Origin of the sequence: Vibrio algicola (genome assembly GCF_009601765.2) — a bacterium.
GTDB classification, from domain to species: domain Bacteria; phylum Pseudomonadota; class Gammaproteobacteria; order Enterobacterales; family Vibrionaceae; genus Vibrio; species Vibrio algicola.
The window spans coordinates 2,283,230-2,298,665 of the sequence record NZ_CP045699.1 but is presented as its reverse complement, the minus strand read 5'-3'; the positions used below and the strand labels follow the sequence as shown (position 1 = coordinate 2,298,665).

General features: G+C 43.6%; 22 protein-coding genes. 19 read left to right on the top strand and 3 right to left on the bottom strand.

Annotation, left to right across the window (positions count from 1 at the left end; all coding sequences use genetic code 11):
• Nucleotides 1-15 precede the first annotated feature (15 nt).
• The 14 genes from rpsN (at nt 16) to rplQ (ending at nt 7,292) form a co-directional block, all read left to right on the top strand.
• Complete coding sequence (gene rpsN, locus GFB47_RS10470; RefSeq protein ID WP_153447912.1) at nt 16-321, top strand: 30S ribosomal protein S14; 306 nt, start codon at nt 16-18, stop codon at nt 319-321.
• Between the two features lie 29 nt (nt 322-350).
• Nucleotides 351-743, top strand: a complete 393-nt coding sequence (rpsH, locus tag GFB47_RS10465; protein ID WP_153447911.1) for a 30S ribosomal protein S8 — start codon at nt 351-353, stop codon at nt 741-743.
• A 10-nt stretch (nt 744-753) separates the two neighbouring features.
• On the top strand, nt 754-1,287 hold the full coding sequence (rplF, locus tag GFB47_RS10460; protein ID WP_153447910.1) for a 50S ribosomal protein L6: 534 nt from the start codon (nt 754-756) through the stop codon (nt 1,285-1,287).
• A gap of 9 nt (nt 1,288-1,296) precedes the next feature.
• A complete protein-coding gene (rplR, locus tag GFB47_RS10455) occupies nt 1,297-1,650 on the top strand; it encodes a 50S ribosomal protein L18 (protein WP_086962098.1) in 354 nt (117 codons plus the stop codon).
• 14 nt (nt 1,651-1,664) lie between these two features.
• Nucleotides 1,665-2,165, top strand: a complete 501-nt coding sequence (rpsE, locus tag GFB47_RS10450) for a 30S ribosomal protein S5 (protein ID WP_153447909.1) — start codon at nt 1,665-1,667, stop codon at nt 2,163-2,165.
• 7 nt (nt 2,166-2,172) lie between these two features.
• Nucleotides 2,173-2,349 (top strand): 50S ribosomal protein L30, encoded by a 177-nt coding sequence (gene rpmD, locus GFB47_RS10445; RefSeq protein WP_101111175.1) that lies wholly within the window; start codon nt 2,173-2,175, stop codon nt 2,347-2,349.
• Between the two features lie 5 nt (nt 2,350-2,354).
• On the top strand, nt 2,355-2,789 hold the full coding sequence (gene rplO / locus GFB47_RS10440; protein WP_153447908.1) for a 50S ribosomal protein L15: 435 nt from the start codon (nt 2,355-2,357) through the stop codon (nt 2,787-2,789).
• A 20-nt stretch (nt 2,790-2,809) separates the two neighbouring features.
• On the top strand, nt 2,810-4,144 hold the full coding sequence (gene secY, locus GFB47_RS10435; RefSeq protein ID WP_153447907.1) for a preprotein translocase subunit SecY: 1,335 nt from the start codon (nt 2,810-2,812) through the stop codon (nt 4,142-4,144).
• Between the two features lie 42 nt (nt 4,145-4,186).
• Nucleotides 4,187-4,300, top strand: a complete 114-nt coding sequence (gene rpmJ / locus GFB47_RS10430; protein WP_000868186.1) for a 50S ribosomal protein L36 — start codon at nt 4,187-4,189, stop codon at nt 4,298-4,300.
• A 147-nt stretch (nt 4,301-4,447) separates the two neighbouring features.
• Nucleotides 4,448-4,804 carry a 30S ribosomal protein S13 gene (gene rpsM, locus GFB47_RS10425; RefSeq protein ID WP_153447906.1) on the top strand — a complete coding sequence of 119 codons (357 nt, stop codon included), beginning with the start codon at nt 4,448-4,450 and terminating at the stop codon, nt 4,802-4,804.
• Nucleotides 4,805-4,825: 21 nt separating this feature from the next.
• Nucleotides 4,826-5,215 carry a 30S ribosomal protein S11 gene (gene rpsK / locus GFB47_RS10420; RefSeq protein WP_027697910.1) on the top strand — a complete coding sequence of 130 codons (390 nt, stop codon included), beginning with the start codon at nt 4,826-4,828 and terminating at the stop codon, nt 5,213-5,215.
• Between the two features lie 29 nt (nt 5,216-5,244).
• The gene (gene rpsD, locus GFB47_RS10415) at nt 5,245-5,865 is read left to right on the top strand and encodes a 30S ribosomal protein S4 (protein WP_153447905.1); all 621 of its coding nucleotides are present in this window, start codon (nt 5,245-5,247) and stop codon (nt 5,863-5,865) included.
• Nucleotides 5,866-5,889: 24 nt separating this feature from the next.
• Nucleotides 5,890-6,882 carry a DNA-directed RNA polymerase subunit alpha gene (locus GFB47_RS10410; protein ID WP_153447904.1) on the top strand — a complete coding sequence of 331 codons (993 nt, stop codon included), beginning with the start codon at nt 5,890-5,892 and terminating at the stop codon, nt 6,880-6,882.
• A 26-nt stretch (nt 6,883-6,908) separates the two neighbouring features.
• Nucleotides 6,909-7,292 (top strand): 50S ribosomal protein L17, encoded by a 384-nt coding sequence (gene rplQ / locus GFB47_RS10405; protein WP_153447903.1) that lies wholly within the window; start codon nt 6,909-6,911, stop codon nt 7,290-7,292.
• 93 nt (nt 7,293-7,385) lie between these two features.
• Here the strand turns inward: rplQ and GFB47_RS10400 are convergent, their stop codons facing one another.
• Together GFB47_RS10400 and GFB47_RS10395 are read right to left on the bottom strand one after the other, a co-directional pair.
• A complete protein-coding gene (locus GFB47_RS10400; protein WP_153447902.1) occupies nt 7,386-7,862 on the bottom strand; it encodes a DUF2780 domain-containing protein in 477 nt (158 codons plus the stop codon).
• A 207-nt stretch (nt 7,863-8,069) separates the two neighbouring features.
• Entirely contained in the window at nt 8,070-8,690 is a 621-nt protein-coding gene (locus GFB47_RS10395) for an FKBP-type peptidyl-prolyl cis-trans isomerase (RefSeq protein WP_153447901.1), read from the bottom strand.
• A gap of 187 nt (nt 8,691-8,877) precedes the next feature.
• Between GFB47_RS10395 and GFB47_RS10385 the strand changes: the two genes are divergently transcribed.
• Nucleotides 8,878-9,525 (top strand): LysM-like peptidoglycan-binding domain-containing protein, encoded by a 648-nt coding sequence (locus GFB47_RS10385; protein WP_225874269.1) that lies wholly within the window; start codon nt 8,878-8,880, stop codon nt 9,523-9,525.
• A 5-nt stretch (nt 9,526-9,530) separates the two neighbouring features.
• On the opposite strand, the gene GFB47_RS10380 is transcribed toward GFB47_RS10385, so the two are convergent.
• The gene (locus GFB47_RS10380; RefSeq protein ID WP_153447900.1) at nt 9,531-9,986 is read right to left on the bottom strand and encodes a GNAT family N-acetyltransferase; all 456 of its coding nucleotides are present in this window, start codon (nt 9,984-9,986) and stop codon (nt 9,531-9,533) included.
• 277 nt (nt 9,987-10,263) lie between these two features.
• Here GFB47_RS10380 and cobA point away from each other — a divergent pair, with 277 nt between their 5' ends.
• The 4 genes from cobA (at nt 10,264) to GFB47_RS10360 (ending at nt 15,422) form a co-directional block, all read left to right on the top strand.
• Nucleotides 10,264-11,193 carry a uroporphyrinogen-III C-methyltransferase gene (gene cobA, locus GFB47_RS10375; RefSeq protein ID WP_153447899.1) on the top strand — a complete coding sequence of 310 codons (930 nt, stop codon included), beginning with the start codon at nt 10,264-10,266 and terminating at the stop codon, nt 11,191-11,193.
• 58 nt (nt 11,194-11,251) lie between these two features.
• Nucleotides 11,252-12,160 carry a sulfate adenylyltransferase subunit CysD gene (gene cysD, locus GFB47_RS10370; protein ID WP_153447898.1) on the top strand — a complete coding sequence of 303 codons (909 nt, stop codon included), beginning with the start codon at nt 11,252-11,254 and terminating at the stop codon, nt 12,158-12,160.
• 62 nt (nt 12,161-12,222) lie between these two features.
• Complete coding sequence (gene cysN / locus GFB47_RS10365; protein ID WP_153447897.1) at nt 12,223-13,683, top strand: sulfate adenylyltransferase subunit CysN; 1,461 nt, start codon at nt 12,223-12,225, stop codon at nt 13,681-13,683.
• A 14-nt stretch (nt 13,684-13,697) separates the two neighbouring features.
• A complete protein-coding gene (locus GFB47_RS10360; RefSeq protein WP_153447896.1) occupies nt 13,698-15,422 on the top strand; it encodes an SLC13 family permease in 1,725 nt (574 codons plus the stop codon).
• The last annotated feature ends 14 nt before the right edge of the window (nt 15,423-15,436 follow it).

Sequence of the window (15,436 nt, the reverse complement as noted above, 5' to 3'; positions counted from 1 at the left end):
TGAAGGGTTACTGTTATGGCTAAACAATCAATGAAAGCACGTGAAACTAAACGTGCAAAGCTTGTAGCGCAATTCGCTGAAAAGCGTTCTGCTCTTAAAGCAATCATCAGCGATGTAAACGCATCTGAAGAAGATCGTTGGAATGCGGTTTTAAAACTGCAATCTCTTCCACGTGATTCAAGTGCATCACGTCAGCGCAACCGTTGCAACCAAACTGGTCGTCCACACGGTTTCCTACGTAAATTCGGTCTGAGCCGTATCAAAGTTCGTGAAGCTTGCATGAAAGGCGAGATTCCTGGACTTCGTAAGGCCAGCTGGTAATTGCCACTTAATCATTTGGAGTAAATCTTATGAGCATGCAAGATCCGATTTCGGATATGCTGACCCGTATTCGTAACGGGCAGTCAGCAAATAAAGTTGCTGTGAAAATGCCTTCTTCAAAGCTTAAAGTTGCACTTGCTACTTTACTTAAAGCTGAAGGTTACATCACTGACTTCGCTACTGATGGCGAAGTAAAACCTGTGCTAGAAGTTACACTTAAGTACTTCCAAGCTAAACCAGTTATCGAGCAAATCCAACGTGTTTCACGTCCTGGTCTACGCGTCTATAAAAATAAAGACACGTTACCGACTGTGATGGGCGGTTTGGGTGTTGCTGTTGTGTCCACTTCCAAGGGTCTGATGTCTGACCGTGCTGCTCGTAAAGCAGGTCTTGGCGGTGAAATCATCTGTTACGTTGCGTAAGGAGTAGACTATGTCTCGTGTTGCTAAAGCACCCGTTGCTATTCCTGCCGGCGTTGAGGTGAAACTGAACGGCCAGGAAATCACTGTAAAAGGTGGTAAAGGTGAATTGACGCGCGTTATTAATAACGATGTTGTTCTTTCACAGGAAGATAACAACCTAATATTCACACCTAAAGAAGGTGTGTTTAAGTCAAATGCTCAAGCTGGTACAGCTCGCGCACTTGTTAACAACATGGTTGTTGGTGTTACTGAAGGCTTTACTAAGAAGCTAGTTCTTAAAGGTGTTGGTTACCGTGCTGCTATTAAAGGCAACGCTGTAGGTCTCACTTTAGGCTTCTCACACCCGGTTGAGCACGCTCTACCAGAAGGTGTTAAAGCAGAATGTCCAAGTCAAACTGAGATCGTTTTAACCGGTTGTGATAAACAACTTGTTGGTCAAGTTGCGGCTGATATTCGTTCTTACCGTGAGCCTGAGCCTTATAAAGGCAAAGGTGTTCGTTACGCAGATGAAAATGTGCGTACTAAAGAAGCTAAGAAGAAGTAAGGTAACACTATGGATAAGAAAGCATCTCGCATCCGTCGTGCTACACGCGCACGTCGTAAGATTGCCGAGCTAGGTGCAAATCGCCTAGTAGTACATCGTACTCCACGTCACGTGTACGCTCAGGTTATCGCACCAAACGGCTCTGTGGTTATCGCATCTGCTTCTACTGTAGAAAAGGCGATCCGTGAGCAAGTTAAGAATACTAGTAACGTTGACGCTGCTAAAGCTGTAGGTAAAGCTATTGCTGAGCGCGCTATCGAAAAAGGCATCTCTGATGTTGCATTCGATCGTTCTGGTTTCCAATACCACGGTCGAGTAGCGGCACTTGCAGATTCTGCACGTGAAGCTGGTCTGAAATTCTAAGGTAGGGTTGGAAGATGGCTAAACAAGAACAACAAGCTTCAGATTTGAACGAAAAGTTAATCGCTGTTAACCGTGTTGCAAAAACGGTTAAAGGTGGTCGAATCTTTAGCTTTACTGCACTAACAGTAGTTGGTGACGGTAATGGTCGCATCGGTTTCGGTTACGGTAAAGCCCGTGAAGTACCAGCTGCGATTCAAAAAGCAATGGAAAAAGCGCGTCGTAACATGGTTACTATCGCACTTAATGAAGGCACACTTCACCACTCAGTGAAAGGTCGCCATACAGGCTCTAAAGTTTACATGCAACCAGCTTCAGAAGGTACAGGTATCATTGCCGGTGGTGCAATGCGTGCAGTACTTGAAGTTGTAGGTGTCCATAACGTACTTGCTAAGGCGTATGGCTCTACCAACCCAATCAACGTTGTTCGCGCAACGATTGATGGTTTGAGCGGCATGAAGTCACCAGAAATGGTTGCTGCTAAGCGTGGTCTAACTGTTGAATCTATTTCGGAGTAAGAACACCATGGCAACTATTAAAGTAACTCAAACTAAAAGCTCAATCGGCCGTCTACCGAAGCATAAAGCTTCTTTGCGTGGTCTAGGCCTTCGTCGAATCAACCATACAGTTGAACTTGAAGATACTCCGTGTGTACGCGGAATGATCAACAAAGTTTACTATATGGTTAAAGTTGAGGAGTAATCAGAATGCGTTTGAATACTCTATCACCGGCTGCAGGTTCTAAACCTTCTAAGAAGCGTTTAGGTCGCGGTATCGGTTCTGGACTAGGTAAAACTGGTGGCCGCGGTCACAAAGGTCAAAAATCACGTTCTGGCGGCTCTGTTCGTCCAGGTTTTGAAGGCGGTCAAATGCCTTTGAAACAACGTCTACCAAAATTCGGTTTCACTTCTCGTAAGAGCCTAGTGACTGCTGAAGTTCGTCTAGCTGAGCTAGCGAAAGTAACGGCTGACGTTATTGATCTTAACAGCTTGAAAGCTGCTAACGTAATCACTAAGAACATCGAGTTTGTTAAGATCGTTCTTTCTGGTGAAATCAGTAAGTCTGTCACTGTTAAAGGTCTACGTGTGACTAAAGGTGCTCAAGCTGCTATCGAAGCTGCTGGCGGTAAAATCGAAGCATAATCTTCGAAGGATAGGTACAGATGGCTAAAAAACCAGGACAAGATTTCAGTGCTGCTAAACAGGGTACTGGTGAATTAAAGTCGCGTTTGTTATTCGTAATAGGTGCGCTTTTAGTATTCCGAGCTGGCTCTTTTGTGCCGATTCCTGGTATTGATGCGACTGTACTTGCCGATTTGTTCGAACAGCAAAAAGGTACCATCATTGAAATGTTTAACATGTTCTCTGGTGGTGCTCTTTCGCGTGCATCTATATTAGCGTTGGGTATCATGCCGTATATTTCGGCATCGATCGTTGTCCAACTGTTAACAGTAGTTCATCCAGCGTTAGCTGAACTCAAAAAAGAGGGTGAAGCCGGCCGTCGTAAGATAAGCCGATATACACGCTATGGCACGCTTGTGCTGGCAACTTTCCAAGCAATTGGTATTGCAACTGGTCTGCCGAACATGGTCCACAATCTTGTCGTTATCGACAAAACCATGTTCACAATCATTGCTACCGTCAGTCTAGTAACCGGCACCATGTTTTTAATGTGGTTAGGTGAACAAATTACTGAGCGTGGAATTGGTAACGGTATTTCATTGATTATTTTCACTGGTATCGTTGCAGGGTTGCCTGCTGCAATCGGACATACAATTGAGCAAGCGCGTCAAGGTGAATTGAACGTGCTTCTTCTATTGTTAATTGCTGTAATTGCGTTCGCTGTTATTTACTTCGTCGTGTTTATGGAGCGTGGTCAACGTCGTATCGTCGTTAACTATGCGAAACGTCAACAAGGTCGTAAAGTATTTGCAGCTCAAAGCACGCATTTACCTTTGAAGATAAATATGGCGGGCGTTATCCCTGCTATCTTTGCTTCAAGTATTATTCTTTTCCCAGGAACTCTAGCCCAATGGTTAGGTCAGAATGGTGAAAGCCCTACATTTGGTTGGTTAACGGACGTGTCTTTGGCACTTAGCCCAGGTCAACCTTTGTATATAATACTGTATGCAACAGCAATTATTTTCTTCTGTTTCTTTTATACTGCGATGGTGTTTAACCCGCGTGAAACAGCTGATAATTTGAAGAAGTCCGGTGCATTCGTACCCGGCATCCGCCCAGGTGAGCAGACAGCAAGATACATTGATAAAGTAATGACACGCTTAACGCTGGTTGGTGCTTTATATATTACCTTTATTTGTCTCGTCCCACAGTTTATGATGACCGCTTGGAACGTTAAGTTCTATTTCGGTGGTACTTCACTACTTATCGTAGTGGTAGTAATCATGGACTTTATGGCACAGGTACAGACTCATCTGATGTCTCAGCAGTATGATTCTGTGTTGAAAAAAGCAAACCTGAAAGGCTATGGTCGTTAATTTAAACGAGTATAGTTCAGGTTTCATTTACGGAGTTTAGCAATGAAAGTTCGTGCTTCCGTTAAGAAAATCTGCCGTAACTGTAAAGTTATCAAGCGCAACGGTGTTGTGCGTGTAATTTGCAGTGAGCCAAAGCATAAACAACGCCAAGGCTAATTAGCAGTTTTTTTTACTTGAAATATGAAGGCAGGTCGAGTATATTCCTCGGCCTACCTTTTGCGTGCAAAAGAAGTAGTATGCCGCTGCGTATCCTCGACGGGCTCTGCAGCGGATAATTCTTTATATAAGTACTAGGAGTGAATAGTGGCCCGTATAGCAGGCATTAACATTCCTGATCAAAAACATGCAGTTATCGCGTTAACCGCGATCTTCGGCATCGGCAAAACTCGTTCTCAAGCTATTTTAGCTGAAGTGGGTATTGCTGAACATGTTAAGATCAGTGAACTAACAGAAGAGCAGATTGATCAACTGCGTGATGGTGTAGCTAAATACACTGTAGAAGGTGATCTACGTCGTGAAGTATCGATGAACATCAAGCGTCTTATGGACCTTGGCTGTTACCGCGGTCTTCGTCATCGTCGCAGTCTACCACTACGTGGACAGCGTACTAAAACCAACGCCCGTACCCGTAAGGGTCCGCGCAAGCCGATCAAAAAATAATCGGATAAGGTAGAGAGTACAATGGCAAAACAACCAACACGCACGCGTAAACGCGTTCGCAAGCAAGTAGCAGATGGCGTAGCGCACATCCATGCTTCTTTTAACAACACAATCGTGACCATTACTGACCGTCAAGGTAACGCTCTTTCTTGGGCTACCGCAGGTGGATCAGGTTTCCGTGGTTCTCGTAAATCTACGCCGTTCGCTGCACAGGTTGCTGCAGAACGCGCAGGTGAAATGGCCAAAGAATATGGCCTAAAGAACTTGGAAGTTATGGTTAAGGGCCCTGGTCCTGGTCGTGAGTCTACTATCCGTGCTTTAAACGCATTGGGTTACCGCATTACTAATATTGTTGATGCAACTCCGATCCCTCATAACGGTTGTCGTCCACCTAAGAAACGTCGCGTTTAATTCGTTTCTAGGAATATTGGAGAAAGATCATGGCAAGATATTTGGGCCCTAAGCTTAAGCTTAGTCGTCGTGAAGGTACTGACTTATTCCTTAAGTCAGGTGTCCGCGCGATCGATACCAAGTGTAAAATTGATAACGCACCAGGTGTACACGGCGCTCGTCGCGGTCGTCTATCTGAGTATGGCGTTCAGCTTCGTGAGAAGCAAAAAGTTCGTCGTATGTACGGCGTACTAGAAAAACAATTCCGCAACTACTACAAAGAAGCTGCACGCCTTAAAGGCAATACAGGTGCAAACCTGCTTCAACTTCTTGAAGGTCGTTTAGATAATGTTATTTACCGTATGGGTTTCGGTGCTACTCGCGCTGAATCACGTCAATTAGTTAGCCATAAAGCTATCTTAGTAAATGGCAAAGTAGTTAACGTTCCTTCATTCAAAGTTTCGGCTAACGACGTTGTATCAATTCGTGAAAAAGCTAAACAGCAATCACGTATTAAAGCGGCTCTAGAAGTTGCTGAACAACGCGAAAAACCAACTTGGATTGAAGTAGATGGTGGCAAGATGGAAGGTGTGTTTAAACGCATCCCAGAACGTTCTGATCTATCTGCTGACATCAACGAACACTTGATCGTCGAACTTTACTCTAAGTAAAGTTTAAACAAAAGAGAGGACACAATGCAGGGTTCTGTAACAGAATTTCTTAAGCCACGTCTTGTTGACATCGAACAGATCAGCACGACACATGCAAAAGTAACTCTTGAGCCTTTAGAGCGTGGTTTTGGCCACACTTTAGGTAATGCACTTCGCCGTATTCTTTTATCTTCTATGCCAGGTTGTGCTGTAACAGAAGTTGAGATTGAAGGCGTTTTACACGAGTACAGCACCAAAGAAGGTGTTCAAGAGGATATCCTTGAGGTTCTTCTTAACCTGAAAGGTTTAGCTGTTAGTGTTGCCGAAGGCAAAGATGAAGTGTTCATTACACTAAATAAATCAGGCTCGGGCCCTGTTGTTGCAGGTGACATCATCCATGATGGTGATGTAGAGATCGCTAACCCAGAGCACGTTATTTGTCACCTAACGGATGACAATGCTGAGATCGCTATGCGTATCAAAGTAGAACGTGGTCGTGGTTATGTTCCGTCTTCAGCTCGTATCCATACTGAAGAAGATGAGCGTCCTATTGGTCGTCTACTTGTAGATGCAACTTACAGCCCAGTCGATAAAATCGCCTATGCTGTAGAAGCAGCTCGTGTAGAACAACGTACCGATTTAGACAAGCTTGTCATCGATATGGAAACAAATGGCACTTTGGAACCTGAGGAAGCAATTCGTCGTGCAGCTACCATTTTAGCTGAACAACTTGATGCGTTCGTAGATCTTCGTGATGTACGTGTACCAGAAGAGAAAGAAGAGAAGCCGGAGTTCGATCCTATTCTACTGCGTCCTGTAGACGATCTTGAACTAACAGTTCGCTCTGCTAACTGCTTGAAAGCAGAAGCGATTCACTACATCGGTGATCTTGTACAGCGTACTGAGGTTGAGCTTCTTAAAACGCCAAACCTTGGTAAGAAGTCTTTAACAGAGATTAAAGATGTTCTAGCGTCGCGCGGTCTTTCTCTAGGTATGCGCCTAGAAAACTGGCCACCAGCGTCGATTGCTGAAGATTAATTGATATTAGTTAGAAGGATTAGGTCATGCGCCATCGTAAGAGTGGTCGTCAACTCAACCGCAACAGCAGCCATCGCAAAGCGATGTTTAGCAACATGGCTTGCTCTCTAGTTCGTCATGAAGTTATTAAGACGACTTTGCCTAAGGCAAAAGAGCTTCGCCGCGTAGTTGAGCCTTTGATTACATTAGCTAAGTCGGATAGCGTTGCTAACCGTCGTTTAGCATTTGCACGTACTCGTGATAACGAAGTCGTAGCAAAATTGTTTACTGAACTAGGTCCACGTTTTGCGAGCCGTCAAGGCGGATACACTCGCATCTTAAAATGTGGCTTCCGTACTGGTGATAAAGCTCCAATGGCTTACATTGAGCTTGTAGATCGTCCAGCTGCAGCTGAAGAAGCTGCTGAATAATACGAAAGTTCATTAATAAAAAACGCTGAGTCGATGACTCAGCGTTTTTTTTGTCTTTAAAATATGAAAGCTAAAAATGGATAGTGATTAATTTTACTTCCAAAGGCTAGTTAATGAATCCATTAAACCGCTGCTCGCCCCTTCTTTATTCAAGTATTCAAGTACAATCGGTGCATATTGGTCGACCATGGCACTATCTAAACCTAATTTTTCAAATGCGCTTTTTACTGCCGCCATGCTATCTAATGAACTACTGGCTGATTTTGCGGTATTAAGTAAACCGCCAAGCTGTGAAGATAGACCATCTAATTCAGCACCACTTGTGGCGGGTAATTTATTCGAAGCCAAAGCAAGTAATGCGCCCGCACCACCCGCAGCTTGAGTGGAACTAACCCCGAGTTGATCTTTCAAGCTATTAACTAATTCAGAGCTATTTTGAGCAGAATCGCTGATCTGAGAGCTTAGCTTGCTCACTGAGTCAGAATCTTTTTCACCAAGACCAAACAATGCGTAGCTTGGTGCTGACATGATAAGGCTAAGAGTCACTAAGCCTACTGCTATTTTTTTCATGTTAATATCCTTATTGTATTAGTTTGTTTGGTTGTCCATTAAAGAGTGCACTCGCGCTTTCAATATATTATAACTTCACTCATTAGTTAAGGTAAATTAGCAATATTGTTACTTTTATGTTTGGGATGTTATCATTTACAAATTGTAGATGAAAAAAAACAGCCAAATTAGGCTGTTTTGATTGATTGCTAGTCTAAGCCAACAATATTAAAGAATAGCAATTAGCTCAACTTCAAATACAAGTGCTGCGAAAGGTGGGATTGCCGCACCAGCGCCACGCTCACCGTAAGCAAGATCTTGCGGAATGTATAATTTCCACTTAGAGCCAACCGTCATAAGTTGCAATGCTTCAACCCAACCAGCAATAACGCCAGTCACTGGGAATTCTGCAGGTTGACCACGTTGTACTGAACTGTCGAAAACCGTACCGTCAGTTAATTGACCGTGGTAATGAACGCGTACTTGCTTATCTGAAGTTGGGATTTCGCCAGTACCTTCCGTCATTACTTCATATTGAAGACCAGACTCAAGTACGGTAACTTCCGAACGTAGTGCATTGTCAGCCAAGAATGCTTCACCGTCAGCAGCCGCTACTTTAGCCACTTCTGCGCGTTGTGATTCTGCACGAGTGTGTAGATCGCGTAGTGCATTATTGATGTCGTCAACTTCGATTTCTGGCATGTCACCAGTTAATGAAGTCGCAATACCTTTTGCGATAGCAGCGACGCTAAGACCTTCAAGGCCACTACCTGCAAGTTGTTGGCCCATTTGTAGACCAATACCGTAACTTGCTTTTTGTTCAACTGTTTCTAATTTAACTTCAGACATGCGGATCTCTTGTTTGCTTTTAAATGAAGGGTAAAGGATACCAGTTCTGTCATAGAGATGAAACTACCCCATAGTGATGAAACTTTGTAACAATAATGGGTTTTACTATCGGATGAGACTGAAATTTTGTACTCTACCAGAAATACTTTTATTCTTATGATGATGAATATATAAATGAGGTTTAGCTGTGAATCAACGTAACCGACAACCATCGTCCTTTAAACAAAAACTAGCCGAAAATAGTGTTTTTGGCACGCTTAAGACTTATTGGCTAAGTTTGCCTAAATTACACCAACGTGCATTAATGATACTGATCCCAATGGTATTGATTTTGTTATTACTGCCGGTTGGCAAATCCACTCCAAAGCAGGAGTCGATAGTAAAGGCAGTGACGCAGCCAAAACGTGTCGCGGTGCCTGTGATGATCAATGGGGTCGAGACCACAGCATCAAAGCCAAAACCTAAAACCGAAGACAAACAAAATGAAAAACGTATTAGTCTTGGTGGCAATACCGGTGATGACGCGAAGGCGGAACAACAAGCTAAGCGCGAGATCTCCAATAATGCTGGGCCAGAACCGTGGCATAATTATACCGTGAGCAAAGGTGACACTCTTTCTCAGGTGTTTAGAAATAATGATTTATCTTTGTCCGATCTCAATAAATTAGTCGCGATCGAAGGAAAAGATAAGCCACTTAGTCAGATCAAGCATGGTCAGCAGGTTCGCTTTAAATTAACTAATCGTGGTGATCTGGATATTCTACAAATAGAGAGAGAAGATGGTGCGGTGCTATTTTTCCGTCTCGCCAGTGGTGGTTTTTCGCGGACGGAATAAATTCGTTAATCTTTATTTTTTCGCGTCATATCAATATGAGGGATATCATCTTCAAGGTATTCCTCACTGGCTTTCTTAAATCCATGCTGTTGATAATATGCTTCCAAATGCGATTGTGCCCCAATGGTGATATCGCAATTCGGCCAATATGTTAAGCAAGATTCAATCGCGGTTTGCAACAGTTGATGACCTAACCCTGCACCTCGATGATTTTTATTAGTTGCGACTCGGCCAATACTGACCTCAGAAAAACTGACCCCTTGTGGCAATAAGCGCGCACAGGCCACCAACTCATTCTCTTGATACCCTATTAAGTGATAAACCCCAGCTAGTATGTCTTTGCCATCGAGTTCAGGATAAGGGCAGGTTTGCTCCACCACAAAGACATCAACTCTTAGCCGCAATAACTGATAAAGCTCTAACGGGCTAAGCTCGGCAAATTTCACACACTTCCACTGCATACTCTATTCCTTGTCAATATGGCCTATTTAAGTGCCGCTTCTTTCAATGCAGCGCTTTAAATACGGCTCTTTTAAATACGAATAGCTACGATAACCTTTTCGCGCTATTGGTCAAGGTTTAGCGGTTGCTTACGGATAAGTTTGATAGATCTAATATTAGCTGGATCTATTATCCCTTAGCAGTTATTTGCATATCGAATGAATTTTTAGCATTTCAGCTAATCGGCTTCGATCGTCATAATGAATTCTCATTTAGGATGAATGGTGATTTAAGCTTATGGATACGATTAAACAATTTCCAATGCGCAAGCAACAGAGCATACAAGCAGCTCCAAGTATGCAGGCTTTGCTAACCCAAGCAACCAGTCAATTATCTGCTGGTCGTGTTGCGCTTATTGGTGCCGGTCCAGGCGATGCTGAGCTACTCACCTTGAAGGCTTTATCTTATTTACAGCAAGCGGAAGTGGTGCTGTACGACTATCTTGTTTCTGATGAAATCATGGCATTAATTCCGAGTACCACCATTTTGGTTTGTGTGGGTAAAAAGGCCGGTCATCATAGCGTTCCACAACATAAAACCAATCAGCTTCTAGTCGATTTTGCCAACCAAGGTTATAAAGTCGCGCGGATCAAAGGCGGGGACCCATTTGTCTTTGGTCGTGGCGGAGAAGAATTAGAAGTGTTGGCCGAGGCGGGTATTCAATTTGAAGTGATCCCAGGTATTACTGCCGCTGCGGGTGCAACGGCTTATGCCGGTATCCCATTAACCCACCGTGATTACGCTCAATCGGCGATGTTTATTACCGGCCACCTTAAATCGGAACAAGATACGCTGGAATGGAAAACCTTAGCTCGTGGTAATCAAACCTTAGTCATTTATATGGGGTTGATGAAGTCGAGTCATATCCAACAACAATTGATTGAACATGGTAGAGCGACTACCACCCCTATCGCCATTATTGAACGTGGCACTCATAAAAATCAAAAAGTACTGATTGGTGAGCTATCCGAGCTTGCCAGTTTAGCCGTTCAGGCACAATCACCCTCATTAATAGTGGTGGGTGAAGTCGTGAAGTTGGCTAAAAAACTCAGCTGGTTTCAGCAAGATGATAGCGCCAATAATATCGAGAATATTGAAACCAGCCTCAATAACAGCGCAGTATTTACATCATTAAATCCACATCAAGATAAGGTGATATCTGCTTAATTAAGTAGCTTATATCTAGCCGTAAGAGATGCTCTTAGAGTAATAAGGAAATATTGAAATGGAACAAGAACGTTTAACTCACTTACAACAACTGGAAGCGGAAAGTATTCATATTATTCGTGAAGTTGCGGCTGAGTTTGATAACCCAGTGATGATGTATTCGGTGGGTAAAGATTCGGCGGTGATGTTGCATCTGGCACGTAAGGCTTTTTACCCAGGCAAGATCCCATTCCCTTTATTGCATGTCGATACCGATTGGAAATTCAAAGAAATGATTGAGTTTCGTGATCGCACCGCTAAGAAATACGGTTTTGAGTTGTTGGTGCATAAGAACCCTGAAGGCATCGCGATGGGGTGTAATCCTTTTGTGCATGGCTCATCCAAGCATACCGATATCATGAAAACTCAAGGCTTAAAACAAGCACTTAATCACTATGGTTTTGATGCGGCTTTTGGCGGCGCTCGTCGTGATGAAGAGAAATCTCGCGCCAAAGAACGCGTCTATTCATTCCGTGATAAGCACCATGGTTGGGATCCAAAAAATCAACGTCCTGAGCTATGGAAAACCTACAATGGTCAAGTTAATAAAGGGGAAAGCATTCGGGTGTTCCCACTTTCAAACTGGACTGAATTGGATATTTGGCAATATATCTATCTAGAAAATATTGAAATTGTGCCTTTGTATTTATCTGCAGTTCGCCCTGTGGTCAACCGTGATGGCATGTTGATTATGGTGGATGATGATCGCTTTGTATTTGAACAAGGTGAGCAGGTTGAGCAAAAAAGCGTGCGCTTTAGAACGCTCGGTTGTTACCCACTCACTGGTGCGGTGGAATCTACCGCGGCGACATTGCCTGAAATAATTCAAGAAATGTTGGTGGCGACATCGAGTGAAAGACAAGGACGAGCGATTGACCATGATCAGTCTGGCTCAATGGAAATGAAAAAACGCCAAGGCTACTTCTAAAACACGAATTGTGATGCTCTGAATGACACATTTCGTGGGTGGTTATTAACAAGGATTTTAATATGAACGCAGCAGTAGAGGCCGAGTTGGCCGAACTAGGTATCGAAGGGTATCTGACTCAACATCAATACAAATCATTAATGCGCTTTTTAACCTGTGGTTCGGTTGATGATGGTAAAAGCACCTTAATTGGCCGTTTGTTACATGACTCTAAGCAGATTTATGAAGATCAACTAGCAGCCGTCAATAACGATAGCCAGCGTGTAGGTACCACGGGTGAGCGCCCAGACTTAGCTTTGTTGGTCGATGGCCTGCAAGCTGAGCGTGAACAAGGCATTACCATTGATGTTGCCTATCGTTATTTCTCGACTCAAAAACGCAAATTTATTATTGCCGATACGCCTGGGCATGAGCAGTACACCCGTAATATGGCGACCGGTGCATCAACTTGTGATGTGGCGGTGATCTTAATTGATGCCCGTAAAGGGATTTTAGACCAGACCCGTCGTCACTCCTTTATTGCCAGTTTATTAGGTATTCGTCATTTTGTTGTTGCGGTGAATAAAATGGACTTGGTCGAGTATTCTCAAGCGCGCTTTGAAGAAATTCGCCAACAATATTTTGAATTTTCCAAAAACCTGAATCAAGGTATCGACATTCAATTGATCCCGATTTCGGCGTTAGAAGGCGATAACGTGGTCGATCAAACTGAGAATTTAGCTTGGTATCAAGGTTTACCATTACTGCAAATTTTAGAAAATATCGATTTAAGCCAAGAGCATACGCAAGGTGAGTTTCGCCTGCCGGTGCAATATGTCAGCCGCCCTAATTTAGATTTTCGTGGTTTTGCTGGCACCATTGCCAACGGCACTATTGCAGTTGGTGATCGCGTCACTGCTTTACCATCAGGTAAAAGTTCGACCGTGGCTCGTATAGTGACTTTTGATGGCGATCTTGATAGTGCGCGCGCCGGACAAGCGGTCACCATCACATTAAATGATGAAATTGATATCAGTCGTGGCGATTTATTGGTCCCGCAGGGCGCATCGATCAAAGCCACCAATCACTTCTTAGCCGATGTGGTATGGATGACGGAACAACCGTTAGTCGCAGGCCGTCAATACGATATTAAAGTTGCCGGTAAACATACGGTTGGACAATTGGAATCGATTAAACATCAATATGATATCAATAGCCTTGACCAATTTGAGGCGCAAGAGTTGCCGTTAAATGGGATTGGCCTATGTGAGATCTCGTTAACGGAAACCGTCGCATTAGATCACTATACCGATTGTGAAGATACCGGTGGTTTTATCTTTGTTGACCGCTTAACTAACGTCACCGTTGGAGCCGGGATGATCCGTGAGCGTTTATCGTCACAGCAATCTCAATCGTTGAGCTCAAGCGGTGGTGCAGGCTTTGAAGTGGAATTAAATGCCCTTATTCGTAAGCATTTTCCACATTGGGACGCGAAAGATATTAGCCAGATCTTTGAGCCATCATCGCTGCATAACAAGCAATAAGGTTGGATGCTGGCATGTGGGAAAAATGGTTAGTGTTATTATTATTAGCGAGCATTATTGGTAGTTTAATTTTTACCAAGTGCAAACCTAGCTTTATTTTTTCCGCTGCCACGTTAGTTGCTTTTATGATTGGCGCGGTTGATCTCAATGGATTGGCGAAAAACTTCACCAACTCATCATTATTAACCTTAGTGTTATTAATTTTGGCATCTTGCGCGTTAGAAAAAACGCGCTTGATCAGTTGGATAAGTCGTCATATCTCCAAAGGGAAGCTAGGCAGTGTGGTGAGTAAGCTTGGTTTGTCGACCGCTTTTTTATCATCATTTACCAATAACACCGCAGTGGTGGTAGCCTTGATTGGCGCGATTAAGCGTAACCAATCCCACGCGCCATCACGCTTATTGATACCATTATCGTATGCGGCGATCTTAGGCGGAACCCTGACCTTAATTGGCACCTCTACCAACCTTATCATTAACAGTTTTGTGGTGGATGCCGGACTACCTAGCTTAAGCTTCTTTGCTCCAACTTGTATTGGCTTAGCGGTCTTGGCCGGTGGCGTGTTGGTATTGATCCCATTGAGTTATCTTTTACCAACCAGTGATGCTAATGAGCAAGATGAACTGCCTTATTTTTTAGAGGCTCGAGTTGAAAAAGGCTCTCCTTTAATTGGCAAGAGTATTGCCGAGAATAACCTGCGCGCGCTGCGTAAATTATTTTTGGCTGAGGTGATCCGAGATGGCCTAACCTTAGCTTCGGTAACCCCTGATTTAGTCTTGCAAGAAGGGGATCGCTTATTGTTCTGTGGTGATGTTGAAAGCGTGGCGACCTTACAAGAAATTACCGGTATCACTCTATTTGGTCAGCATCATTTAAACGGTCAAAGTTTTATTGAAGTAGTGGTAGGGCAATCGGCTTCGATTCGCAATAAAACCTTAAAATCAACCCAGTTTCGAGAGCGCTTTGATGCGGTGGTGGTGGCGATCCGCCGTGGGCATGAACGTCTTGAAGGCGGGCTAGGCAATGTCACATTAGCCGCAGGAGATACGTTAATTTTAGTACCCGGGAAAGGCTTTCATCGAGCGCGTGAAACGCATGGTAAAGAATTTGTCTTGAGTAACGATTTAGATAGCAGCGCTAAATTAGATAGCAAGAAATCCACCATAGTCTTACTGGGTTTTGCTTTAGCTATTGGGCTGTCTTTAATGGGGTTAGTACCTATTATTAAAGCGTTAGCCGCGTATATCATTGTGATGTTACTGATGGGCGCAATCGGTATTAGTGAGCTACGTCGTCGCTTTCCTTTGGATATCGTGGTGATTGTAGGGTCTGCATTATCGCTGGCACAATTAATGATGTCTTCAGGGTTATCGGCGCAAATGGGCGATTTATTCATTTATTTATTTAATGGTTGGGGACCGATGGGGGCATTGATTGCCACTTACCTACTGACTTTAGTTTTAACCGAACTTATCACCAATAACGCCGCAGCCGCTTTAGCTTTCCCGATCGGTTATAGCATGGCAATGGCGTATGGTATTGATCCTATGCCATTTATTATGGCGGTACTGTTTGGTGCCAGCGCCAGTTTTATTTCGCCTTATGGTTATCAAACCAATTTACTGGTGTATAGCGTTGGTAATTACCGTATGAAAGATTTTATTAAAGTAGGGGTGCCAATGTCGTTGGTGTATTCAACCTTAGTGTTGATGTTGATCCCGTATTTTTTCCCTTTTTAAGATGGAAGTTAAAC